Genomic DNA, 22365 nt, shown 5'->3' on the forward strand with positions numbered 1-22365 from the left:
TTCAGTAGCCCTTCTTAATTCCCTGTAGGAGTCTCGCCTATTCCAATTATTAGTAAGGCTGATCACTTCATCATTTCTAATTCCAATCCCCTAAATATCTGAATTCTATCCCTTTTCCTTCCTAAGTAAAAATATATTATTGCTTTTTTGGATATACTAATACCTACTTGATTTATAGGCTCCATATTCTAATATGTTTCATCGAGTTACAGGAGGTACTTATGTCCGTAAAAATACAATTTGACCAAGAGTGGAAAAAAGATTTTGTAGAAAAATTTGAAAAAGATGGCCCATGGGCTAATTTACAGCTTTTTAAACTTGCGATGACAACCGAAAAACATTTAACAATCCCAACATTCGAAGGGTTAGTTGCACCAAAATACTTACAACAATTAACTCCTTTGCCCCATCAATTAGAAACCGCTCAACAAGTAGTTGAAAATATGAACGGCAAAGCGATTTTGGCTGATGAGGTCGGGCTAGGGAAAACAATCGAAGCTGGGTTAATTTTAAAAGAATATATGATCAGGGGATTAGTAAAAAAAGCTCTGATTCTAGTACCAGCGTCGCTTGTCTCTCAGTGGGTTAGCGAATTGAATGAAAAGTTTCACATTCCTGCTGTTCCCCAGAGGAAAAGTTATGTGTGGGACCAATTTTCTGTAGTTGTTTCCTCTATTGACACTGCTAAGCGTAGCCCACATCAAGAAATAATCGCTGAACAAAATTACGATCTTATCGTGATCGATGAAGCTCATAAATTAAAAAATCCTAAAACTAAAAACTATCAATTTGTCCAATCTCTTAAGAAAAAGTTTTGCCTGTTATTAACTGCTACACCTATTCAAAATAAAATTGAAGAAATTTTTCACCTTGTTTCTTTACTTAAACCTGGACATTTAGGATCTGAAAGTGGCTTTTTAGATCAATATAAAAACAAAAAAACGTCACTTCAACAAGACGAATATTTAAAAGAATTAGTAAATAAAGTAATGATTCGAAATAGAAGAGGAGAAACAGGAGTTGAATGGCCTGAACGCCATGTGGAAAGTGTTTTGATTAATTTTTCAAAGGAAGAAAAAGAATTATATGATGCCATTGATTCATTGAAAAGTGTAGAAAATGGCTTTGTTGCCCATGGTTTTTCTCTTCTTACCCTTAAAAGAGAGGCATGTAGTAGTAGGGAAGCAGTTTTTCTGACTTTAAAAAATATGTTCAATAAAATTGACAATCCTTCTCAAACAATTATCGAGAAAATGAATTTTGTCAAAAACAAAATTGATTTGGTTCAACAAAACTCAAAAGCAGAAAAGGCTTTAGAACTCATTCAATCGATTAATGATAAAGTCATTATCTTTACGGAATACCGTGCAACACAATTATATTTACAATGGTTTTTACAAAAAAATGGTATCCGCTCTGTTCCTTTCAGAGGTGGTTTTAAACGTGGTAAGAAAGATTGGATGCGGGAACTATTTAAAAATCATGCCCAAGTGCTTATTGCTACTGAAGCGGGTGGAGAAGGAATCAACTTACAATTTTGCTCCCATATTATTAATTTTGATTTACCATGGAATCCCATGCGTTTAGAGCAACGAATCGGGAGAATACACCGTTTAGGTCAGGAAAATAATGTTCACATTTACAATTTCTCGATCAAAGATACCATCGAGGAGCATATTTTAAAACTTCTTTATGAAAAAATAAATTTATTTGAAAGAATTGTCGGTGAATTGGACGAAATCCTCACAAAGTTTGATCACTTAAATATGGAAGAATATGTGAAAGATATTTTTCAATCCTCCCACTCTGAAGGCGAAATGAAAATTAAAATGGAGAATCTCTCTTCCATCATCCAATTTGCTGATACTATTAGAAAGGACGATGATAATATTGCAGCAGAGTGAAATTCGCGAATATCTTGAAACCTTTTTTAAAGAAAATGATTGCCAAATTGAAAAAAATGAACCTAGCTATATGACTGTGCAACTAACAATTGACATGGATAAAGCCTTAATGAATCGGCCCTTCTACTGGACTTATTTAGAAAAAACCGGTGGAACACCCAATCCAATGAAGGTTCATTTAATTACAGATCCTAAACGAGCACCAGCTGACTTAAAAGGAGAAGTAATCCATTTTGGGGCCCCACGTCTCCATCAGCTCTTTGCCCTTACGAAGCAAAGAGCTGCCTTTATACGTCTTTATGAAAATCCTAATAAAGTGAGTATAAATAAACAGATTCCTTTACACCCGTGGTTAATGCTAAATATTAAAATCTCTTATGAATGTGATAGAAAGAAGGATATTCTAAGATCGCTTGGCTTAAATTTGATAAATGGAATTTTAATCGACCAATTTTTTGATAAAATGGAGCAGACAAATCTCCAGCCAAAAATTCCTGATTATTGCTTCACAGTATCCCCTATGATTAAACCGGAAAGTGGTTTAAAAAGGATGGAGACCTATTTAGAAAAAGAACTTCAATCCGCAGACCATCGGTGGGCTGAAGAAGCGAAATTACGTTGGAAGCAAGATTTAGAGCTCTTAGATCATTTCTATGAAGACCAAGATGAAAAACCTGAAACTTACGAAGTTGAAAAAAAAGCATTACAAGACCAATATGAGCCCCGTATAAATATCGAAATTATTAATGGAGGGATCTTCTATTTAAATGCTCTACCTCAATAAAATTTTAAAACTTGTAGCTTCTATAAAAGAGATAGGCCTTACTCTTGATGAGTTAGGCCTATCTTTTAAATATCATCCGAATCGAATAAGGCATTAGTCCAAACCATTGATATAATTTTGGTGGACTAGCCTCTTTCCGCTTTAATCTTATTTGTTTGCGTTCGGCTTTCGGTCGTTCAAAATGTTTAATAAAGGTCTCTGTCATGTATCTCATATAATCATCAAACGACATCGCCTTCACCTCTCTACAATTAGGAACTACTTTTTGGAAAATCATTCCTTTGTAAAAAGTATAACCAATTGAGTTAGCAAACATTCATTTCTTTATTAATGGTATTGGCCACTTCTTCAATGGATAAATCTGTTGTATCCACTACAAAAGACGCGCACTCCAAATATAAAGGCAGTCTAGTTTGATACATCTCAGTAATCTCTTCTAGACTTTTATTTTGAATGAGCGGTCTACCACTATCTAACCCGACTCGTTCAAGAACAGTTTGGGGAGCGGCTTGAAGAAAAATCGTTTTACCTGTTTTTAATACCTCCCGATTAGCTTTTTTTAATATTATCCCTCCACCCGTCGTAGTGATCACAGATTTTTGTGATAACTCCACTAATACTTCGGTCTCAATTTCCCGGAACCTCTCTTCTCCATACTGAGCAAATATTTGCGGGATCTCCATCTTCATCTTTCTTGCAATTTCTTGATCTGTATCTATCACGGAATATCCGCAAATTTCTGCTAATTTCTCACCAACTGAGGTTTTTCCAGCCCCCATAAACCCGATTATAAATAACGGTTCCTTTACATTCAAAACAATGTTCCCCCTTGTTTCACACTCTCATGTAACGCTATTCTATCATTAATTTTCTTTATTTTATATTTGTAATTCATTTTGTTGAATTATTTCCTTTATTTCTCTCTGATAATAAGATTGAATTTCTTTTATATACCCCCATTCCGATGTATAGATATATATCATTTCGCCAATAAAAATTAAAACCAACGCACAAACGAGCATAACAAGAGGATAAATGGCTCCTTTTTCTTGCTTTATAATCATCCTGCCTCCTTAATAGTAAAACTTGTTTCATCTTTTAGCCCGTCTATAAACTCGACTTTTATCTGGAGCATTTCTTCATTCAATATAAAATCAAGCCTATGAATTTTTTGTAGGACAATTTCATGACCAAGTTTATTCACATTCCTCCGTATCGATCGGCCATACGGCTCATAGGCAATTATTTGGTTACTTTTTTCTAAAATAAGCGTTGTTTTCGATTCTACTCTCAAGACATTAATTTGCTCAGCTTCTCTAAGCTCCTTTCGTAATCCAATGATAAATAAATTCCATTCATAATCTTGATCTGTCTCCACGATACTATCTAATGTATACATCGTTTGCAGGATGAATGGTAATATTGACATGATTAAAGTTATTAACATGATCGAAAATAGCGTTTCTAATAAAGTAAAACCTGACTGATTATTGAACACATTTTTGCTTATCTTCATAACGGAAACACGCTCTCCTACTTCCAGCCTTTCCTTCATAAAATAATTCATATTGAATTCCTTGGCTCAATCTATTTTCCTTTTCCGGATATTCAGAAATTGGGTGTTGCTCCACATATTCATATAAAAGTCGGTAGCCAATCATTTCCTTTTTCCCATCAGATAATTTATTCATCATCGAAAAAACGAAAGGTAATAAAGTTATACAGATTAAAAAAAGGAGGGAAAGAGAGAGCAGCCCTTCTAAAAAGCTAAAACCTCTCTCATTCTTCAATGCTAAAACGCCCCTTTCCAATATAAAATGTCAACTTAATCGTATGTTGATTTTGTTGAAAATTAATCGTACCAAAATTAGAGATATTGCCATTCTCATTAATGGTAAAGCTTGTTAAATTACTTTTTTGAATATAAATCGTTGATGGAAATTTTCTCTGTAATAAAGTTTCTTTTGTACCCGTATTTACAACTACATATTGTCTATTTGATGGTGAAAATTGAATTTGAACTCTAACTTTTCTATTTATCGCATGGGCATGAGCATAATATAGATCTGCCTCAAGTTGGGTAATGAATAATCTTCTCTGCATCGTCTCTGAAAATGATTGATACGTGAAAATACTAAATAACAGGACAATAGATAAAACGGATAGTACAATTAGCATCTCTAACAAGGTAAAACCTTTGTTTGAACGGCAATATCTCATGAGTCTGACTGGTTGACCGGTTGAACCTTCCCATTCACAATCTCCAATTCACTACCATCTGGACAAGTGACTTGTTCCGTTTCAAGATATCCTGCCGCGTCAAGCTCTTCAAAGTCTTTTGGATATTGATTTTTCTCGATATGATAAGCCTGCACCTGACCTTGAAGCATAGATATAAACGCTTCACAGCCTTTTCCATTGATAGTTTTATTATGCTTCGTTACATTAGGCAAAGTAATGAGTAATATTATGGAAATGACGAGTAATACTATCAGCATCTCGATTAAAGTAAATCCCTTTTGATTCCGAAGATATTTCACCTATTTCTCCTCCTCTAATATCAAATTGAATCCATCATTTGAAACATGGGAAAAAAGATTGACATATAAATTACTGCAACCATTAATCCAATTAAAATAAAAATCAATGGCTGTATAAAAGACATAAACCGCAGCATTTTCTCCTCTAATATCTCTGTACAAATTTGACTATAGTAAAGTAATTCACTGCCCAATCGACCATTTTTTTCTCCATGAGCGACAATCATAACCATTTCATCTGCAATAAAATGGAGTTTGGAAAGAGCGTTTGGGAAAGTGCTCCCCAATAGCAATTCCTTTTTCAAATGCTTTCCAACTTCCTGCATAAGGGGACGGAAATTTTGAGCCTCCATCATTGTGATAATTTCATTTAATGAATGTCCACTTTGGAATAGTAAGCTCCACTCTCTGGCAAGAAAAATTGTTTGGTATAGTTTGTAGAAGGATTGGTAGATTGGGATGGTGGATTGGAATGCCGCTATTTCAAAAGCTGTTCTTTTGTCAAAATATCTTTTCATACCGAAAAAGATGAGAAAACAAAAACAGAGAGAAATAGCGATATATATGGGGATATGGTCAACCAAATGAAGAATTGTTTGTGTTATTCCATTTGGTTGAAAACCAATTGTATGATAGAGAAGCTGAAACTGCGGTAATAGCACGGTTTTTAAAATAAATATTACAAACAATAAAGCAAACAGCAATACACATGGATATTGAATTAATTTCAATATTTTTTTCTGCTGTTGTTCTTTTTTTAGTAAATAATTTCCGCTTTCTTGAAAAGATTTTGCTAGAAATCCATGTTTTTCCGCAAAATAAATTGCCGCACATGCTTGATTATCAAATCCATGTCTGATAAAAACCTCATGGATAGGATCGCCTCCTTGTAATTCTCTCACCATGGATGCAAATAGTGAACGATGTTGCTCGTGAATATTTATAAAGAATTGAAAGACTTCTAAAAAGGGATAACCATTTTCCAACATATCACTTGCTCTAATAAAAAACTGTCCTTGATCTTTTATCGATATTTTTTTCATCGACAATCCATTTTTCATATTCAACTTCTGAAATATAGCCAAGCGCAACCCCCTTTGCAATCAGTTTTGGCAAGGATAATGACAAAGAAATAATGTCACCACCTTTTAATTCTTCTATTGCCGCTTGCAAAAATTGACCATGTAAAAGTTCATAAATCCCTGTTCTCTTCATTGTTTGGGAACGAATACAATATTTGGAACATTCAAACCCACAAAAAGGGCATCTTAACTTTACTAACCTTTGCGAAGTAATAGCGAGCAATGTCTGCTGTAAATCATGATGTTTAACACCAAACTCTATGAAACGATATAAGGCACCCTTTGCATCTCTAGTATGCATAGTGGATAAAACCAAATGTCCCGTCATTGCCGCTCGTATAGCAATAAACGCTGTTTCTGCATCCCGAATTTCCCCTATCAAAATTACATCAGGATCATGCCGCAAAACGGCCTTCAAGCCATTGTGAAAACTCATTCCTGCTTTTTCATTCACTTGAACTTGTACAAAATGATCATTTTGTTGCTCAACAGGATCTTCTAAGGAAATAACACGTCGATTTAATTGCTTAGAACAATAATCTGCTAACGTAAACATTGACGTGGATTTACCACTCCCAGTTGGTCCTGTGAACAAAACTAAACCATGTGCTTGTTTCATAAAGCTTTGTAACATACGCATACTGTTTGGAAATAGGGATAATTTTTGCTGAGAAAGGATTTTTTTATGATGGAGGATACGGATAACAATACTTTCCTTTGCTTTAGCGGTAGGTAAAGTGGAAATTCTTAATGAAGTCAAAATTCCGGAGAAGTAAGATTGTAGTGAACCACTTTGCGGTTTTCTTTTTTCACCAATATCCATAGAAGCTAAAAACTTTAAATGAGAAATAATTCTTTCTCCCATTTGGATCGGTATTTTTTTATGTGAGGTCAAAATACCATGGATCCGAAATTGCACCAAATAATCTGTTGAACGCGGTACAACATGAATATCAGTAGCCTGATAATAGAGAGCTTGTGACACCAAGGATTCTGCAATTTTTTCTATGCTCACTTTTCATAAAACACCACCTTTCATACCTTTCTCTAAATAACAGATTCGACATGTTTCTTCTTTTTCCTGCAAGAATTTAAACTTTTTTTAAAAATAAAAAGACTACTTGCTAAGGAGCTACTGATTTTTTCAGTTATTTTTTGATTCTCATCAAGGATGATCACTAGCTTTTTGAGGTATACTATTTTTAGACAAAAACCTTGTAATGAAGATTCTCACCTATTTGACACAAAGTTATTAGCTCTTATATTTACATTTCAATCGATCTTCCTATATAATAAGGTATTGATGGATGACGCTAAAAAGGAGGGGATACATATGGATCGCATGTATAGAGTATTGGGTTTTTGGACCGGTATATTTGCCATTATGCTTTATCTGGGTGATATGGAAAAAACGGCATTATTATTCTTGGGACAAACTGGATTTTTTGTTCTTCTTAGTTACTTGAAATTATCTGAACGTATGTATATGTATGTATTCGCCGCATATCTAACCGTATTTATGTGCGGATTTACATACTATACCTTGTTCCTAATGCCTCCTGGCGGTGGATTAGGTTAACATAAAAGAGACTGCATATTTTACGATGCAGTCTTTTTTATTGGAAAGAAAAGTTTCAAATCTAACATTTAAGATCAGACAATGACCTTGTGACTCGCCCGCAATATTGAAAGGAAAAACTTAGCTTAACGATTATTGCAAAGGTGTTGCTTTTTGAAGAGCCAAGAGGGTTAGGGAGAGGGGAAATTGCCATCTCTTTAAATTCCTCCCGCTGTCGTTCCAGTCACATATTTACCGTTGTCAATTACCTCATCTTTTCTTCTCCAGCAAGTTTCATTTTGACAATCGCAGGAAAGAAACTAGGAACAAAAGTGTTTTCATTAAAGAAAAACCTAAGCTACTAAGTGCATGTAATCCGCTCCGGAATTATACTTTGCTAAGGCAACACATTATTCGACTTTGGAACCTAGGATTTTAGTTATGTCCCAGTCTCCTCTCGTTCTTCAACAATGTGTGGTATTTTATGGAGTTATAACTATATATCCTAGCCAGCCAATCAATATTATAACTGGCAAGATTAACAAACCCGACAACCCCTTCATATTTTTCCTAAGCAAAAAAGCTGCGCCAAGATAAAAAAACGGAAAGATACCTCCCCACCATCTAAATAGCGGTGTCACAGCTAAGTATAGTGAAAATGGTATTATTAACAAGCAAGAAATAACGAGAAACATTGGCTTTTTCTTACTTAAGGCAATAAATGAAAAGACAATTGAAGCGAGCATAAACGGCCAAAAAAGTAACACCATATGTATCGTCCTTTCTTTGCGCAAATACCTGATTTATTTAACTACTTTTCCATTCAATTATCGTTACGGCTTTTTTATTCAAAGAAACGGATTTCCCGCTTTTTCTTGCTGAATACTTGTCATTTGTCCATGACCAGGTAACACATCAGTTTCCTCGGGAAGTGTTAATAATTTGTTTTCAATACTTGTTAGTAATGCTTTATGGCTTCCTCCAAATAAATCGGTTCTCCCTATACTCCCAGCAAATAAAGTATCGCCAGCTACAACTGAATTTGCTTCTTTTACATAATAAGATAGACTTCCTGGCGAATGACCTGGTGTGTGGAAAAGCTCAAAAGAAAATGATCCTACCTTTAATTCCCCTTCCTCTGTAATAAGGTGGTCAGCAGAATCGGCAGTAATATCTTCCCCAAAACGCCTAGAACCGTTCAATGTCGGATTAGATAACCATTCGTCCTCTATTTCATGAAGATAAACAGGTATTTTCCAATGTTGCTTCACATGATCAACCGCTCCGATGTGATCAAAGTGGGCATGGGTTAATAGAATCGCTAATGGTTGCAAGTGTTGCTCTGTTAAATAATCATTTAACTCTTTCCCTTGACTACCTGGATCAAATATAATGCATTCTTTATGACTATTTACAAGTAGATAGCAATTTGTTTGTAAAGGTCCTAATGGAATTTGTATCCATTTCAATGTTTTTCTCTCCTTTTATAAAAATATATACTGAATGAGGATGTTCATCCACGTATATACTATATAACATAGCTTTCAAAGAAGTGTCACTTTTATCGCTCGACAAATCCGCGAAAAAGCTATAGAATAGATGTGAGTATGAGTAATCATTACATATAAAAAATGGAATTGTCCTACGGAAAGGAGTTTCTTATACATGGGTACAGCTATTATCTTTTTATTAGTTGCATTATTAGCCGTTTTCGCAGTCATTAGTGCCTTAAAAAACAAGAATATCCTTGGATTTTTATTTGGTTTTGGAACTTTAGTTGTTTTTGGTTTTTTCGCGATTGCGACGCTTATCCATTTCCCTGATTCTTTACCTAAATAAAATGAATTTTAGGATCATAAGCAAGGTTTCATTTAGCAACAAATATCCTTTAAGGTTTTTTGGATGAGAGCTAAGTATAGAGATGAGCCCGTGTCTTTTTCAACTTCAAACTACAGGGCTCTGCCTCTAATGTTTGTAGCTGGAGAGAATATTGACCTTTAGCGTGAAGAAGTTAACTTGCTTAATTGCATTAGTCTTATCTCCATAAAAGGTGCAGGAGTTTTCTCCTGCACCTTTTATATTGCTGTTATTATTTCCTCTTCCTTTTCCTCTTTTTCTTCAGGCGATAATACGAGGCTTTCCCCTGTTTCTAAATTGATTAATTCTTCTAATTGGAAGCCGTATAGACATAACTTCCCATTGGGTGAGCAAGAGATTGGCTTATTTTCCATATTATCAAACATAGTCACTGCATTTTCTTTTTGAAGATTATAAGCAATCAACTGAAATCCTCCCGTATACGTATCAGTACTTCCATGATGTTTTGGTACGAACGTAAGAAATATCTTTTCCTTCTCAATATATTCGTAATAAGGAATTAACCAATCTGTATACTGTGTTAAATTCGGTACCTGTATTGGAGGAACTAATTCCTCTAGCGCCGAATCATAAAAATGGTAATTGATTTGTTCAGAATTTACATCATCAACATCGATTGCCATAACTATATTTGAAAAAACATCGAACCGATACAAATGCTCTAGGAGAGTTTCTTTGTTCTGAGGATTAGATAATGATTGTTTGACAAGAGGAGCAAAAACGCTAGGCTTCTCTGGATCCCATTCTTGAACTAGAATATGTTCTTCGTCAAACCACTTGATAAACGGTTCAATTTCTTCCTTCTTCTGAATGGAATTATGGCCAATATCAAACTGGAGACTATCATAAGACCAATCTTCAAAAAATGCTGTCAACATCAGCAAATCGGGGTTTTCTTTATTCCATTCTGCAGCAATTTCATACGAATCAACTGCTGTTGAGAACTTCACATCTCCTACTAGATCAATAAAATCAAGCTTTGCAGAATGTGAGTTTTCAGAAGTATGTATAAGAATCAGCTCTTTGTTATCATGAATCAAAACGTTATTAAAAGGGGATTGAGAAGTAAAAATAACTTGTGATTTTCCCTCATATAACTGGTAAGTTGCTAATTGATAAGTACCTTCATGCTTGAATCCATAGATGATTGTTTGATCATCAATCCAACCATATATTTTTTCAAATTCATCATTAGCCTCAAATTGAAACGGCCTGGGGTCCGGTCTATCCTCTTTTTCATTTTCTTTCGCTATGGGGGGAATTTCATTCTTCTCAACTTCTGGAGAAACAAAATCATTTTGTAACATCGTACAACCAGTTAAAACCATCAATATAAGTAACAGCATGAATAATATGGAGAAAAATTTCCTCTGCACTTCCACTCCCCCTTCTTTTTTCGAACTGCGCAAATTACTTTTTTTAGATTGAACGCTTAAAAGAATCCTGTGCTACATCCTCCAAGTAGTTTTGAACTAAGCAAGATGTTTATACTTGCACTTGAAACTGAAGCGAGACTATGCCTAAAAAGCCCTATGGTACAGTAGGCTACTACTATATTTCTAAAAAAACTCCCGCAACATTCGGTTGGGGAGTTAAATACTTTCAATCCGATCATTATTAATAGTCATCATCATAAAATCGTAATAAATCACCATTAATAATACTATCGGAGTAGCCCAAATCTTTACTAGCTTTTTCTTTGTACGGTTCACAAAAAGTCTCTTCAACAGGTTCTTCCGTTTCTTTAGAATAACAAGTATTTCTCGTATATACATATTCACTTGTAATAAAGCTGCCATCTCTAAATACGATAAAATCTTGATGATCAGGTGAAAAAAGATCCTCACCAAATGCTATATCATTTTTCGAATTAATTCCCATTAAATGAAGTAGCGTCGGTTTCAAGTCAATCTGTCCACTTACTTTCGAAATAGTTTTTCCTTTCCCTTGATCTGTTACACCAGGGATATGAATATACATTGGAACTCGTTGCAATTGGGCACTTACATATGGGGTTACTTCTTTATCTAAATACTGTCCCATCGCTTCATTATGATTTTCCGAAATACCATAGTGATCTCCATACATCACAATTATGGAATTATCATATAACCCTTCGTCTTTTAGTTCTTGAAAAAATTGACGTAATGCCTCATCCATATAACGAACCGTTTGAAAATAACGATTCAATGTCCCGCTTTTCGAATCAAATTCATCAATAAATTTATCTTCTTCATCCAATTTAAATGGATGGTGATTTGTTAGAGTGATCATTTTAGTATAAAACGGTTGTTCCATTGTGCTCATTAAATCAACAGATTGCTCAAAGAATGGGATATCTTTCATTCCCCAACCAACCGAAATCTCCGGTGTAATGTCATAATCTTGCGCTGAATAATAGTAATCATATCCTATGGCTTCATACATAATATCACGATTCCAAAAACTTTTATTATTAGCATGCATTGTTGAAGTATAATATCCTTTGTCACCAAGCTTTTCCGCTAATGAATTAAGTTTATTGCCAGAATGAGTAAAAAATACAGCTCCACGGCCTAGAGGATACAACGAGTTTTCTAATAAGAATTCTGAGTCGGAGGTTTTCCCCTGCCCTGTTTGGTGATAAAACTGATCAAAGTAATAACTATCATCAACCAGTTCATTTAAAAATGGTGTAATTGTTTCACCATTCATCTCATTATTAATTACAAAGTTTTGCAACGACTCTAATGTAACGACAATTAAATTACGATCCTCCGCAATTCCAAACATCTCAGGATCTGGTTTCGCATACTTCGCATTAACGTGGTTTTCAATATCCACTAATTGACTGCCATCTGCCATTGCTCTTTGTGCTGATGATTTTGACTGTAAGAAGATATCATATAAATGATAATTGTATGTTCCTAAATTTTTCACTAACATTTCTCTATCAAAAGTTCTTGTTAGTAGCTGTGGTCGCTCTGCTTCTGCCAGGCCAATATTAAGAAACAATACAGCCGCTGAAATAAGAAAATAGGCGCGACGACTTGATTTTTTAACAGGTGCAAATTCTGCATGTTTTCGATAATAACGGGTAAGAAAATAAAGAATAACCACATCCAAAAAGTAAAGGAAATCGTACCAATGGATTTCAGTAGCAGCGCTATCACCTAAATCAGCAAAATTATTCGTTTGAAACAGCACCGGCAAGGTTAGAAAATCCGTGAAAAATCGGTAAAAAGCAACATTTGCATACAAAATGAAGCTAAGAATCAAACTTGTTAGGATAATATAACGTGCTTTACCTTTCTCAGTTTTAAAAAATAGCGAGAGACCAAAAACGAATAACAAAAAGCTAATCGGATTAATGAATAAAATAATCTCTTGCATGAAGTTTTCGATAGTAATAGAAAAACTAGTTTTATAAACAATATATGTTTTGATCCAGAGCAAAAAGGCTGCTATTACTGGAAGCAATATATTGGCCTTTTTCAACTTACTCACTTTTGTTAACCTCCTAGACTATTTCAACTTCGGGCTTTTCCAAATATTGGAAACCCTTCACATTCGCTACTATCATAATAGCTTTACTGTGAAAAGACAATCAAAAGTTTAACGAAACTATGCAATATAAATATTAGCACCTTCTAAGAAAAAGAAGGTTAAAATAATTTTTCTAGCAATCTCTGTAAATTTCCTTACTCTTATATAGACGTTTTTTACAATAAAAAGTTTCATCTTTTACTCATTTTATTTATAATTCATATTTTAGACATATTTAGAGTAACAGAAATGTTAGTTACTAAAACACAGTAGCGAAAGCAAGGCATAATGGCGAGATTGCCTATAACCTGAAAAGATGTCATTCCACCCTTCCATATTCACTATATATATACATAAGCTAGAAAAAATGGAAGGGCGAGAATGTATTCTTCTCGCCCTTTATCCAATCTTCATTTATTTAATTGATCTGTCATAAAAGAAATCTATTTGTTAAAGACATTTATTCTTAGTTGAATAGCAGAGGTAATCAGAAAATAATGTGGATTGTAGTACATCTTTGGAATACCGAAAATGGAATATGCTTCTTTCGCAAACGATTAATGTGCCAAGGACACACACGATCCAAACCATCTATAATAGCATATTTCTATCTACACCCTACAGAATACTTCGCCTGTCACTGACGAGTGTCTAGTTGTCTTCCAAAGTCTTATCGATCTGTTACTTTCCGATAAGTCTCGCATATTTTTTTATTTACTAGAATAGCTTTTCACTTCATATTTTTCCTTAATATTAGATTTTATGAGCGGCTAGCCAGCCAGCTCCTACGATCCCAGCATCATTTCCCAGTTGTGCCAATACAATATTAGTAGAAGCAGAAGGTTTAAAAACATAACGGGTAAAAGCTTGTTCAAGTTCACTAATAAGAAAATCTCCCGCTTTTGAAACACCGCCCCCGATGACAATTCTCTCTGGATTAAAGATACCAACAATATCTGCTAATGCAATTCCTAAATGGTCAGCCAATTCAGCAACTGTTTCTTTAGCTAAATCATCCCCTGCTTTAGCAGCATCAAAGATATCTTTTGCCGATAAATCTCCGTTCGCATGAAGTTTCTCCTTTAACACCGAATCTCCTTCATAGACAGCTAAATTATCTTTGGCTGATCGAACGATCCCTGTCGCGGAAGCAACTGTTTCTAAACAGCCACTTTTTCCACAATTACACATATAGCCACCTTGGGGTACTGAGGTAATATGACCAATCTCCCCAGCTGCTCCATTTGCTCCATGGATAATATCTCCACCCACAATTACTCCACCGCCAACACCTGTACCAAGTGTAACACAGATAAGGTTTTTGGCTCCTGAGCCGGCCCCTTTCCACATTTCTCCTAGTGCAGCCACATTCGCATCATTTTCAATTACCGCGGGAACGCCTAGCGCTTCTTCGACAAGGTCGCGAAGTGGAAAATTGTCCCCCCAGCCAATATTAACGGCTCCGCCAAGCAGGCCTTTTTCTTGATCAACCGGACCAGGTGCTCCAACACCAACAGATTTTAAAGATTCATATGGGATTTCTAACTCTTCAAGCTTATCTGTCACAGCTTTTTTTATATCTGCAAATATTCCTTTTCCTGCATCCGCTTTATTAGTTGGGATCTCCCACTTAGTTATAATCTCACCCTGCTCTGTGAGAAAAGCCAATTTAATTGTAGTTCCTCCAATATCAATCCCTGCTAAAATTTCTTTCATTTTCATCCCCTACTTTTCTTTCTATTCTTTTTTTCTTGAACCATTTCATTTTTCAACACCAATAGAGCTGCATGCATATCTTCTTTGGAAATAAGTCCAGATAAGTACAGTTCTTTTATTTCTGTTTCCATCATTTCCATATCAAGAATGCGGTCACCCATATAAAGAAAATGACCAAATCTCTTTAGTAATTGTTGAACATCATAAAAATTTTTCATTCTTCATCCCATCATTATATAGCGTGCTCAATTAGCCGTTACTGGTAGACTTATTAAACACCTCTTATTAAAAAATAACATGATAGCCGTAGTATAACATGAAAGTCGTTAAGACCCCTAGTATTATCATAAAAGTTATCTGGTTTTTCACTTTTTTATTGTTTGGGAGGTGAACGAGGCCAGAAGTAAGAAATCCTCCAATTAATCCACCAATATGTCCATGATAATCAATCCCTGGAACAATAAAACCAATTATTAAATTTAGCGCAATGAGAAATAGGACATTTTTACCGATCGTTCGAAAAAATATTTGTGGAAAGGCAAAGCCAACATAAAGCAAAGCTCCAAAACAACCAAAAATAGCTCCACTTGCCCCAGCGGCGATATTTTGGTTGAAAACAAAACTAAAAAGCGTTCCCATAAATCCGGAGATTAAATAAATCCCAATAAATCGAATTCTTCCGAATATCCGTTCCACAGCTGTTCCAAGGTAATAAAGTGCCAGTGTATTCATAAATAAATGCAGTATGCCAATGTGAAGAAAAATAGGCGTAATCAAACGCCACCATTCCCCCTGAATGATAAGCGGAGAATATTTAGCTCCGAAGTCAATCAATGTCTCAGGGTTTGTACTTCCACCATAATGTTCTAACAAAATAAACATAATAACTTGTATCAAGATCAAGATATATGTAAATAGTGGCCTAGCTACAGAGAAAAACTTTTGATCGGCTTTTTCTTGTTGTGCTGCCTTGTTTAAAACAGCTTGTGCCAACAGTAGCACATCTGCCTGTTGATATTCATTTTTCAGCCATAAGTCAGGCTTCTTTCCGAAAAAATCTGCTAATTTGCTCGTTGAGGTTGGATCTTCCTTTGTTATAAATAAGCTCAAAATTTTTGTTTTTCCTTTTATTACTTGGTCAGGAAGTGGCTCTCCAACCGGTAGAAATTCCGTTATATACAAGTTCAATATATTTAAATTTCTAGTAAATAGATGCCTCCGTAACCTCTCTCCTTGTTCTGCAGTTTGCTGTTGGTCACGATTGAAGCGATTAGACCAAGCGATATTCGAAAGAACGAGACGAATAATGCGGGCTGAATGATTCTGTCTATTTTCTAACCAGATTTCAGTATGATTTTTATTAATCCGTAGTAAACGATAGTTACATTCATCCATAAAGAAATAGGTCAAGCGCCAAAACAAAAAATGATCTCGTCCAGTCAAAGCGTTTTCCCTTCTTTCACCTAACCTAGATACTCTTTCTTATTTTACTATAGCAGAAATAAAAAGAAGTGGAAAATCCAACCTTTATAAAATAAAGCTTTCCTAAATAACAAAGATTTCATTTGCTTCAACTAGATGCTTTCACCCACAAGTTCAAGGCTAGTCTTCTTAAGTAACGATTATATCTGAGCGAATAGATAATCTTTTCTCGAAAGCGAATGATAATCGCAGCGAGTATAAATATTGTACAAAAGCGAAAAAACGAATTCATCACAATAAACCCTCCTTAAAAATTATCATGTGATGAAATTTGCTTTTTATGCTTTATTTAAACAATCAATCAGCATACTATCAGTTACAATTTTTTGCACAGGCAAATCATAGTAATCAGTCGGTATTTTTTCTTTTATTTGTTTAGTAAAAGCAAGCGATACAGTATTCCCATGATAATCACTTAGGAAGCGATCATAAAAACCTCCACCAAAACCAAGACGGTAGCCCTCTTTTGTAAAAACCAATCCTGGCACTATTAATAAATCGATCTCTTGTTTCAAGAACAGCTTTGTCTCTTTTGTATTCGGTTCATATAGATCCGAATATCCTTTTTCCATTTGTAAAAAAGACTCTATTTGATAAAACAACATTTCCTTTTGAAGCGGATCACTTTTAGGGATTGTGACTTTTTTTCCTTGTCTCCAAGCCATGCGAATAATCGACCATGTGTCAACTTCAGGAAATCTGGATACAGTAATTCCAATTGTTTCGGCATTTTCCCAGTCTGTTGTTTTATATAATTGTTCACCTATTTGATAGGATAGATGAGCATATTGCAAGTAATCTAACTCCCGCAAGTCCTGCGTCATTTGCCTTCTCATAAGTTTTTTATTCATACTATATCTCCTAAATAAACCTTCTAGATAAAAAAACGCCAGGATCACTGGATTCCCAATGGTTCTGACGTTTTTTACAACCAATTATTTTGTTTCCCTGTGCAAAGTAACACGTTTTTCTCTGGGACAATATTTTTTCAACTCAAGACGGTCAGGGTTATTACGCTTGTTTTTTGTTGAAATATAGTTACGCTCACTGCATTCTGTGCAAGCTAATGTAATATTAACGCGCATGTCTTTCCCTCCAAACTAAGTACATTCTCACTGTCCATACGACTTTTATATAATAGCACTAAAACCTGAGAAATTCCAGTTCCATTTTAGCAAAGTTTTCATCTTTATTCTGTAGCAGCTTCTCCCAATTAGCTTTTCAGCTTACTCTCACCTAAAAATCCAATGTACAAAACAAAGATTTGTAACAAATCTTCATTCATTCTTTATTTTTAATCTGATAAATACAATGGTTTACGCAATGAAATCTTTCTAGACTTAGACATATAGTCTTAAAGAAATGGTAGATTTTGTCGATATATGTTATAAATATAAGGAAAGAGTCCCGTTTGAACAACATATTTTTGGGGCTAACAAAGCGGCATTAGAAATATCCAGAACCAAGAATTCCCAGATAATTTTTGATTTCTATTAGATGTTCCCATAAACTAAGATCCTGTTGTATATGGTGTACAGTTAGAGAGCAAATGACTTAAAAGCATATATTTTAAAAACGAAAAATTTGTTTGGACAAATCCATTTGAGGTGAACTATGAATACTTTGATCATTATTTTATTTTCGTTATCTATCCTACTTTTACTCATCTCCCTTTTCCAACCCGACCGAACAAAGGGATTAGAAAAAGAGTTAGAACAAGTATCGATGAAACTTTTACAAGAAAATTATTTACTAAAAAAAAGAGTTAAAGTATTGGAGGAGGAACTATTAGTAACAGACTTATCAGAGTCTCTCCCACTGAAGGAGCCGATCAATAAACCGAATGAAATATTAAAAAACCAAGTGATTGCCCTCTATCATCAAGGTTTGGATCTCGGACAAATTTCTAGGCAATCCTCTTTATCAATCGATAAGGTTCAACAGATTATTGCATCCTATGAGTCAAACTTAGGAGGAGATTATCGTGGATAAAAGAGGAACGAGAGGGTTAGCCATCGGCCTCCTCCTCTCAGCTATCTGTATATTTGCTTTCCAATATTTAAATCTTAAAGATACCGAGCCTAGCACCCCAACTACTAATACGAATATCAATGAAGCGAAACTTGAAAAATTGCAAAATGAGGTGCAAGATTGGCAAACAAAATATGAAGAACTAGAAAAAAAGCAAATAAATGAAAAGAAAAAAGAAGCAGCAGAAGAAGATAAAGAGGAACCAACAAGTGTTGAAATTCTCATTAAAGAGGGCATGTCATCAAAAGAAATCAGCGATCAATTGGCAGCAGCAGGGATTGTTCATGATTCAGAGGATTTCAATGATTATTTAGAAGCAAAAGAATTACAAACCAAAGTCCGTACAGGGAAATTTAAGATGGATAAGGACCTATCTTATCAAGAAATTTCTGAAATCCTCACAAGGCAAAAATAACAGTTAAACATCGAAGAAGCCTGACATTCAGTTTGTAAATGTCAGGCTTCTTTTTATTTTGCTCTTTCTTTTTGTAAATCGAAATAAGCTTTCATAACACGTTTGCCAATATCTGAATTAATTTTATTCTCAGTACTACCATTCAAATAAGCGGAAGGGACAATAATCGACATCGCGATTTCTGGATTTTCATAAGGCGCATAAGCAACTAAAGATAAATTCCACACACTTTTGCCTTGGTCGAATGTCTCCGCAGTTCCTGTTTTAGCGGCAATGCGAAGGTTTTTATACTCGCCCTGTCCTAAGGCTGTTCCGGTCCCACCACTTGAGTGGACAACACGCCAAAACCCTTCTTGAACACTTTTAATTTCATTTTCTGTTGCATCAATTCGATTTAACACTTTCGATTGAACTTCTTGGGCAATTGGTCCAAGTTTTTCATCTTCATTTCCTGGTTCCCGAATTTCCTTAACAATATGTGGTTGCATTCGATTGCCACCATTTGCAATTGTTGAGACATATTGTGCAAGCTGTAAGTTAGTAAATGTATCAAATTGTCCAATAGCAAAGTCCAACGCTTTACCAGCTTCGTTCGTTTTTGGGTCTCCCTTATATCCAGACATTTCACCTGGCAAGTCAATTCCAGTCATTGTACCCAATCCAAATTGACTAAAGTAATAACGCATTTTTTCAAACGCCTTTACTTTGTCAATTCCTAAGTAATCACCACGTTGATATTGATATCCCCCAATAAGCATTGCCGTTTTAAACATATAAACGTTTGAAGATTTCATTAAGGCTGTTTTCTCATCCATGGATTGATTACAGCAACCACCATTGAACCAAGAACTTTTTTTTGTACCATCTTTAAAAATCAACGGTTCATCCAATATCCATTTACCCGGATGATTCACCCCGGTCATAAATCCGGTTAATACTGTAGCACCTTTCACCGCAGATCCCGGAACATAAGCAGTAGTGAAGTTACCAGATGCAAAATCCCGGAGCACATATTTTTTTTCATCTTCATCATACGTATATTGTTTCCCAGATAAGGCGAGTATCTCCCCTGTATTAGGATCCATTAAGGTGACAAAAGCTCGATCTAATAATTGAGTACCATATTTCGCTTTTGTTTTGCGTAATTCTTCTTCAATAATTTGATCGACCTTTTGTTGTAATTCCATATCTATTGTAAGTACAAGATCTTTGCCCCGTGCTCCTTCTGAAACCAATTCTGTTTCCAGAATTTGTCCCGATTTGGTTACATTTTTCACTTTTTCTTTTTGGCCTTGTAAAACATCCTCATACTGTAACTCCAGATAACTTTTCCCTACCCGATCACTACGGCTATAGCCATGAGCTTCATAATAGTCTAATTTTTCCGCTGGGAGGCCGGAATTCACATTTCCTAAAATAGTCCGTAATGTATCCTCAAATGGATAGATTCTTTCCCAATCCATTGTCGTGTCTACGCCAGGAAGAGAGTTTAAGTTTTCACTTACTCGAGCAAATTCTTCGAGTGAGACATCCTCATTTTTGACAATTTGCGGATCAAGTGCATAGCCCTTCGTAAACTCTCGGTAAATGGCCAATACTTCTAAATCATCCTTCGAAAGCATCTTCAAATCCGCTTCTGTCACTCGCTCCCGTTGCAATTTGGCTGCTTCCTCATTCTTTAAATCTGCCCATTCTTTATCCGACAACTTTGCCTTTGCCTCATCAGGATGAAGGAGGATCCAAAAATCAATCTTATCTCTATCGGTAATTTTATCTGTTTCTTTCTCAATTAATTTAGCTAGTTTCTTTGCCGTTTCCAGTGTTTCTTCTTGATTAAACTTTTTAGGAGCGGTATATGTAATCGCTCTTTCTGCTTGATTCTCTACCACTGGTCGGTGATCTCTATCATAGATCAAGCCCCTTGGTACACTTGTTTTAACCGTCACATCTTCTGTTCGATCCAGCTCTCGTTTCGCATCTTCCCCATGAACAATTTGCACATACCCTAGACGAAAAATTAAAACCGCAAAAAGAATAAAGACGGCAAAGAACAATAGATTAATCCGAAGTGGAATATGCGTCTTTTTTTTCTTATTCTTTCTCAACTGATCCAGCCCTTCCCCTTGTATTTTCTCTCTTTATTGTAAAAGAAAAACGGGTGAGAAGCCAGCGTTAATTAATACAAACACAATTAAGCAAATTTCAGTTTTTGTAAAAGTAATGCCGCTAAAGTATGACCAATTCCAAATATTAACAGCATGGCCGGAATGGCTGTTGCTGGATTGATCAACTTTATCGCAATAATAAAAAGTAAAATCGATATTACTCTTCCTGAATTTAAAAATAACTCTTTTACAACTACATATTCAATCCGCAGTTCTGCAGCATTTCGACTTTTTCCAATCACATCATAGGTAATCGAAGAATAAGGAACAAGCATTAATGGGTAGGCAATTCCAATGATAACTCCATAGATGAGCAACCTGATATAGGTGGGATCTATAAAGATTAAAAAGATCGCCACATACAAAATCACACCACCAAGGATCATCACTTTCTTTCTCTTGTCCTTTTTTATTAACTTTGTCGCCACTGAATACATAATAAAAGCAGTCCCTGCATGAATCATACCATAGGTTCCTAATGCCAATTCATTATTCGTTGCGACAAAGAGGTAGACCGAGATAATAAATACAAAAGTCCCTTCTCGAATACCTTGTAATAAATGAGCATTTGTTACAAGCTTCCAGTTGTGATTGACCTTTCTTTCTTGAAACACTTTTACAAATAAATACCGACCAGAAGAAGGACGGCGTTTCAGAAAAAAACTTGTGACAACCGCTGCAGAAAATAAAGCAAGAGAGATGGCAAATATAATGGTGTAACCAATATTTGATGTAAAGCGAGTAATAATAAAACCAGCGGTAATGGGGCCGATAATACCTCCCGAAGAAGATAAAGCTCCCATAAAGCCATTAAAGAAATCTCTTGTTTCTGGTTCCGTAATTTCAAATGTTAATACATTAAATGCTAACCAGTAAAAGCCATAACCAATTCCCAGTAAACCGCCCAACACAACTAGATAGTCATCCGATTTTTCACCAAACAGTAAAACGGCGATAAAAAATAACGCTAAAAAAATGACCCCAATCCGTAAGACAATCACTCGATCGATTTTCTTTGCTAATCTTCCAGCTAATATAAATGTGATTGGTTGCATAACTACGACTGAAAGATTATATATCGCTAAGTCCATATAGCTTCCTGATTGCTTCCACAAATAAACATTCACAAAAGTATTGGACAGAGCGATACTCAGTGAATATAAGCCACCTACAACTAATAACAAAACTAAATCTTTTGTTATATCCATTCCGCTATAAAGGTTTTTGAGTTTCAACATAGAAGAACTCCCCTTTTCTTCTCCTTAGCTTTGGTGAAGAAAAGAGA

Annotated in this window: 26 protein-coding genes; 6 read left to right on the forward strand and 20 right to left on the reverse strand. The window is 35.2% G+C overall.

The window, feature by feature from the left end; all coding sequences use genetic code 11:
• Positions 1-221: 221 nt before the first annotated feature.
• Both J2Z23_RS08305 and J2Z23_RS08310 read left to right on the forward strand, forming a co-directional pair.
• Positions 222-1904, forward strand: a complete 1683-nt coding sequence (locus J2Z23_RS08305; RefSeq protein WP_057983236.1) for a DEAD/DEAH box helicase — start codon at positions 222-224, stop codon at positions 1902-1904.
• Complete coding sequence (locus J2Z23_RS08310) at positions 1882-2688, forward strand: YqhG family protein (RefSeq protein ID WP_318249092.1); 807 nt, start codon at positions 1882-1884, stop codon at positions 2686-2688. Before J2Z23_RS08305 ends, J2Z23_RS08310 begins: the two co-directional genes overlap by 23 nt.
• Before the next feature lie 58 nt (positions 2689-2746).
• Here the strand turns inward: J2Z23_RS08310 and J2Z23_RS08315 are convergent, their stop codons facing one another.
• The 9 genes from J2Z23_RS08315 to comGA all read right to left on the reverse strand — a co-directional run bounded on the left by J2Z23_RS08315 (position 2747) and on the right by comGA (position 7325).
• Positions 2747-3004, reverse strand: coding sequence for a YqzE family protein (locus J2Z23_RS08315; RefSeq protein WP_057983232.1), 258 nt, complete (start codon positions 3002-3004; stop codon positions 2747-2749).
• On the reverse strand, positions 2994-3503 hold the full coding sequence (locus tag J2Z23_RS08320) for a shikimate kinase (RefSeq protein ID WP_082881198.1): 510 nt from the start codon (positions 3501-3503) through the stop codon (positions 2994-2996). Before J2Z23_RS08320 ends, J2Z23_RS08315 begins: the two co-directional genes overlap by 11 nt.
• A gap of 63 nt (positions 3504-3566) precedes the next feature.
• Positions 3567-3752 carry a hypothetical protein gene (locus tag J2Z23_RS08325; RefSeq protein ID WP_057983228.1) on the reverse strand — a complete coding sequence of 62 codons (186 nt, stop codon included), beginning with the start codon at positions 3750-3752 and terminating at the stop codon, positions 3567-3569.
• Entirely contained in the window at positions 3749-4204 is a 456-nt protein-coding gene (gene comGF / locus J2Z23_RS08330) for a competence type IV pilus minor pilin ComGF (protein ID WP_209973687.1), read from the reverse strand. Before comGF ends, J2Z23_RS08325 begins: the two co-directional genes overlap by 4 nt.
• On the reverse strand, positions 4176-4478 hold the full coding sequence (locus J2Z23_RS08335; RefSeq protein WP_209973661.1) for a hypothetical protein: 303 nt from the start codon (positions 4476-4478) through the stop codon (positions 4176-4178). Before J2Z23_RS08335 ends, comGF begins: the two co-directional genes overlap by 29 nt.
• Complete coding sequence (gene comGD / locus J2Z23_RS08340; protein WP_057983222.1) at positions 4468-4908, reverse strand: competence type IV pilus minor pilin ComGD; 441 nt, start codon at positions 4906-4908, stop codon at positions 4468-4470. The genes J2Z23_RS08335 and comGD overlap by 11 nt, the downstream gene beginning before the upstream one ends.
• Positions 4905-5228, reverse strand: coding sequence for a competence type IV pilus major pilin ComGC (comGC, locus tag J2Z23_RS08345; RefSeq protein WP_057994325.1), 324 nt, complete (start codon positions 5226-5228; stop codon positions 4905-4907). The genes comGD and comGC overlap by 4 nt, the downstream gene beginning before the upstream one ends.
• 20 nt (positions 5229-5248) lie before the next feature.
• On the reverse strand, positions 5249-6271 hold the full coding sequence (gene comGB / locus J2Z23_RS08350) for a competence type IV pilus assembly protein ComGB (protein ID WP_209973663.1): 1023 nt from the start codon (positions 6269-6271) through the stop codon (positions 5249-5251).
• Complete coding sequence (gene comGA / locus J2Z23_RS08355; protein WP_057983149.1) at positions 6228-7325, reverse strand: competence type IV pilus ATPase ComGA; 1098 nt, start codon at positions 7323-7325, stop codon at positions 6228-6230. The genes comGB and comGA overlap by 44 nt, the downstream gene beginning before the upstream one ends.
• A gap of 318 nt (positions 7326-7643) precedes the next feature.
• Between comGA and J2Z23_RS08360 the strand changes: the two genes are divergently transcribed.
• Positions 7644-7889, forward strand: a complete 246-nt coding sequence (locus tag J2Z23_RS08360; RefSeq protein WP_057983290.1) for a DUF2626 domain-containing protein — start codon at positions 7644-7646, stop codon at positions 7887-7889.
• Positions 7890-8350: 461 nt separating this feature from the next.
• Here the strand turns inward: J2Z23_RS08360 and J2Z23_RS08365 are convergent, their stop codons facing one another.
• Entirely contained in the window at positions 8351-8638 is a 288-nt protein-coding gene (locus tag J2Z23_RS08365; protein ID WP_057983146.1) for a hypothetical protein, read from the reverse strand.
• 78 nt (positions 8639-8716) lie between these two features.
• On the reverse strand, positions 8717-9337 hold the full coding sequence (locus J2Z23_RS08370; protein ID WP_057983144.1) for an MBL fold metallo-hydrolase: 621 nt from the start codon (positions 9335-9337) through the stop codon (positions 8717-8719).
• 196 nt (positions 9338-9533) lie between these two features.
• On the opposite strand from J2Z23_RS08370, the gene J2Z23_RS08375 reads away from it, so the two are divergent.
• Positions 9534-9707: a DUF2759 domain-containing protein gene (locus tag J2Z23_RS08375; protein WP_064505136.1), complete on the forward strand. Its 174-nt coding sequence runs from the start codon at positions 9534-9536 to the stop codon at positions 9705-9707.
• 236 nt (positions 9708-9943) lie between these two features.
• Here the strand turns inward: J2Z23_RS08375 and J2Z23_RS08380 are convergent, their stop codons facing one another.
• From J2Z23_RS08380 to rpmG, 7 genes are all read right to left on the reverse strand, one after another.
• Entirely contained in the window at positions 9944-11122 is a 1179-nt protein-coding gene (locus J2Z23_RS08380) for a YqgU-like beta propeller domain-containing protein (RefSeq protein ID WP_057983142.1), read from the reverse strand.
• Between the two features lie 241 nt (positions 11123-11363).
• Positions 11364-13232, reverse strand: coding sequence for an LTA synthase family protein (locus J2Z23_RS08385; RefSeq protein WP_209973664.1), 1869 nt, complete (start codon positions 13230-13232; stop codon positions 11364-11366).
• A gap of 792 nt (positions 13233-14024) precedes the next feature.
• Positions 14025-14987, reverse strand: a complete 963-nt coding sequence (locus J2Z23_RS08390) for an ROK family glucokinase (protein WP_057983139.1) — start codon at positions 14985-14987, stop codon at positions 14025-14027.
• Between the two features lie 2 nt (positions 14988-14989).
• Positions 14990-15205 carry a YqgQ family protein gene (locus J2Z23_RS08395; RefSeq protein WP_057983137.1) on the reverse strand — a complete coding sequence of 72 codons (216 nt, stop codon included), beginning with the start codon at positions 15203-15205 and terminating at the stop codon, positions 14990-14992.
• A gap of 67 nt (positions 15206-15272) precedes the next feature.
• Positions 15273-16409, reverse strand: a complete 1137-nt coding sequence (locus J2Z23_RS08400; protein WP_209973666.1) for a rhomboid family intramembrane serine protease — start codon at positions 16407-16409, stop codon at positions 15273-15275.
• Positions 16410-16747: 338 nt separating this feature from the next.
• On the reverse strand, positions 16748-17320 hold the full coding sequence (locus J2Z23_RS08405; RefSeq protein ID WP_057983133.1) for a 5-formyltetrahydrofolate cyclo-ligase: 573 nt from the start codon (positions 17318-17320) through the stop codon (positions 16748-16750).
• Positions 17321-17404: 84 nt separating this feature from the next.
• Positions 17405-17554: a 50S ribosomal protein L33 gene (gene rpmG / locus J2Z23_RS08410; protein ID WP_082881210.1), complete on the reverse strand. Its 150-nt coding sequence runs from the start codon at positions 17552-17554 to the stop codon at positions 17405-17407.
• A 529-nt stretch (positions 17555-18083) separates the two neighbouring features.
• On the opposite strand from rpmG, the gene J2Z23_RS08415 reads away from it, so the two are divergent.
• Positions 18084-18461 (forward strand): hypothetical protein, encoded by a 378-nt coding sequence (locus tag J2Z23_RS08415; protein WP_057983131.1) that lies wholly within the window; start codon positions 18084-18086, stop codon positions 18459-18461.
• Positions 18454-18915 carry an endolytic transglycosylase MltG gene (locus J2Z23_RS08420; RefSeq protein WP_209973668.1) on the forward strand — a complete coding sequence of 154 codons (462 nt, stop codon included), beginning with the start codon at positions 18454-18456 and terminating at the stop codon, positions 18913-18915. The genes J2Z23_RS08415 and J2Z23_RS08420 overlap by 8 nt, the downstream gene beginning before the upstream one ends.
• A gap of 53 nt (positions 18916-18968) precedes the next feature.
• Here the strand turns inward: J2Z23_RS08420 and J2Z23_RS08425 are convergent, their stop codons facing one another.
• Positions 18969-21020, reverse strand: a complete 2052-nt coding sequence (locus J2Z23_RS08425; RefSeq protein WP_238482665.1) for a peptidoglycan D,D-transpeptidase FtsI family protein — start codon at positions 21018-21020, stop codon at positions 18969-18971.
• Positions 21021-21106: 86 nt separating this feature from the next.
• Complete coding sequence (locus J2Z23_RS08430; protein WP_209973671.1) at positions 21107-22318, reverse strand: MFS transporter; 1212 nt, start codon at positions 22316-22318, stop codon at positions 21107-21109.
• Positions 22319-22365 lie beyond the last annotated feature (47 nt).

This window comes from Lederbergia galactosidilytica, assembly GCF_017873565.1.
Lineage (GTDB): Bacteria > Bacillota > Bacilli > Bacillales > Bacillaceae_C > Lederbergia > Lederbergia galactosidilytica.

What these genes read in the sequence shown, in the direction of transcription:
- J2Z23_RS08360 (WP_057983290.1), top strand. Translation starts at nt 7,644, where the DNA reads ATGGATCGCATGTATAGAGTATTGGGTTTTTGGACCGGTATATTTGCC.
- comGB (WP_209973663.1), bottom strand. Translation starts at nt 6,271, where the DNA reads ATGAAAAAAATATCGATAAAAGATCAAGGACAGTTTTTTATTAGAGCA.
- J2Z23_RS08390 (WP_057983139.1), bottom strand. Translation starts at nt 14,987, where the DNA reads ATGAAAGAAATTTTAGCAGGGATTGATATTGGAGGAACTACAATTAAA.
- J2Z23_RS08405 (WP_057983133.1), bottom strand. Translation starts at nt 17,320, where the DNA reads ATGAATAAAAAACTTATGAGAAGGCAAATGACGCAGGACTTGCGGGAG.
- J2Z23_RS08395 (WP_057983137.1), bottom strand. Translation starts at nt 15,205, where the DNA reads ATGAAAAATTTTTATGATGTTCAACAATTACTAAAGAGATTTGGTCAT.
- J2Z23_RS08365 (WP_057983146.1), bottom strand. Translation starts at nt 8,638, where the DNA reads ATGGTGTTACTTTTTTGGCCGTTTATGCTCGCTTCAATTGTCTTTTCA.
- J2Z23_RS08375 (WP_064505136.1), top strand. Translation starts at nt 9,534, where the DNA reads ATGGGTACAGCTATTATCTTTTTATTAGTTGCATTATTAGCCGTTTTC.
- J2Z23_RS08310 (WP_318249092.1), top strand. Translation starts at nt 1,882, where the DNA reads ATGATAATATTGCAGCAGAGTGAAATTCGCGAATATCTTGAAACCTTT.
- comGF (WP_209973687.1), bottom strand. Translation starts at nt 4,204, where the DNA reads ATGAAGATAAGCAAAAATGTGTTCAATAATCAGTCAGGTTTTACTTTA.
- J2Z23_RS08325 (WP_057983228.1), bottom strand. Translation starts at nt 3,752, where the DNA reads ATGATTATAAAGCAAGAAAAAGGAGCCATTTATCCTCTTGTTATGCTC.
- J2Z23_RS08305 (WP_057983236.1), top strand. Translation starts at nt 222, where the DNA reads ATGTCCGTAAAAATACAATTTGACCAAGAGTGGAAAAAAGATTTTGTA.
- J2Z23_RS08415 (WP_057983131.1), top strand. Translation starts at nt 18,084, where the DNA reads ATGAATACTTTGATCATTATTTTATTTTCGTTATCTATCCTACTTTTA.
- J2Z23_RS08315 (WP_057983232.1), bottom strand. Translation starts at nt 3,004, where the DNA reads ATGTTTGCTAACTCAATTGGTTATACTTTTTACAAAGGAATGATTTTC.
- J2Z23_RS08430 (WP_209973671.1), bottom strand. Translation starts at nt 22,318, where the DNA reads ATGTTGAAACTCAAAAACCTTTATAGCGGAATGGATATAACAAAAGAT.
- comGD (WP_057983222.1), bottom strand. Translation starts at nt 4,908, where the DNA reads ATGAGATATTGCCGTTCAAACAAAGGTTTTACCTTGTTAGAGATGCTA.
- rpmG (WP_082881210.1), bottom strand. Translation starts at nt 17,554, where the DNA reads ATGCGCGTTAATATTACATTAGCTTGCACAGAATGCAGTGAGCGTAAC.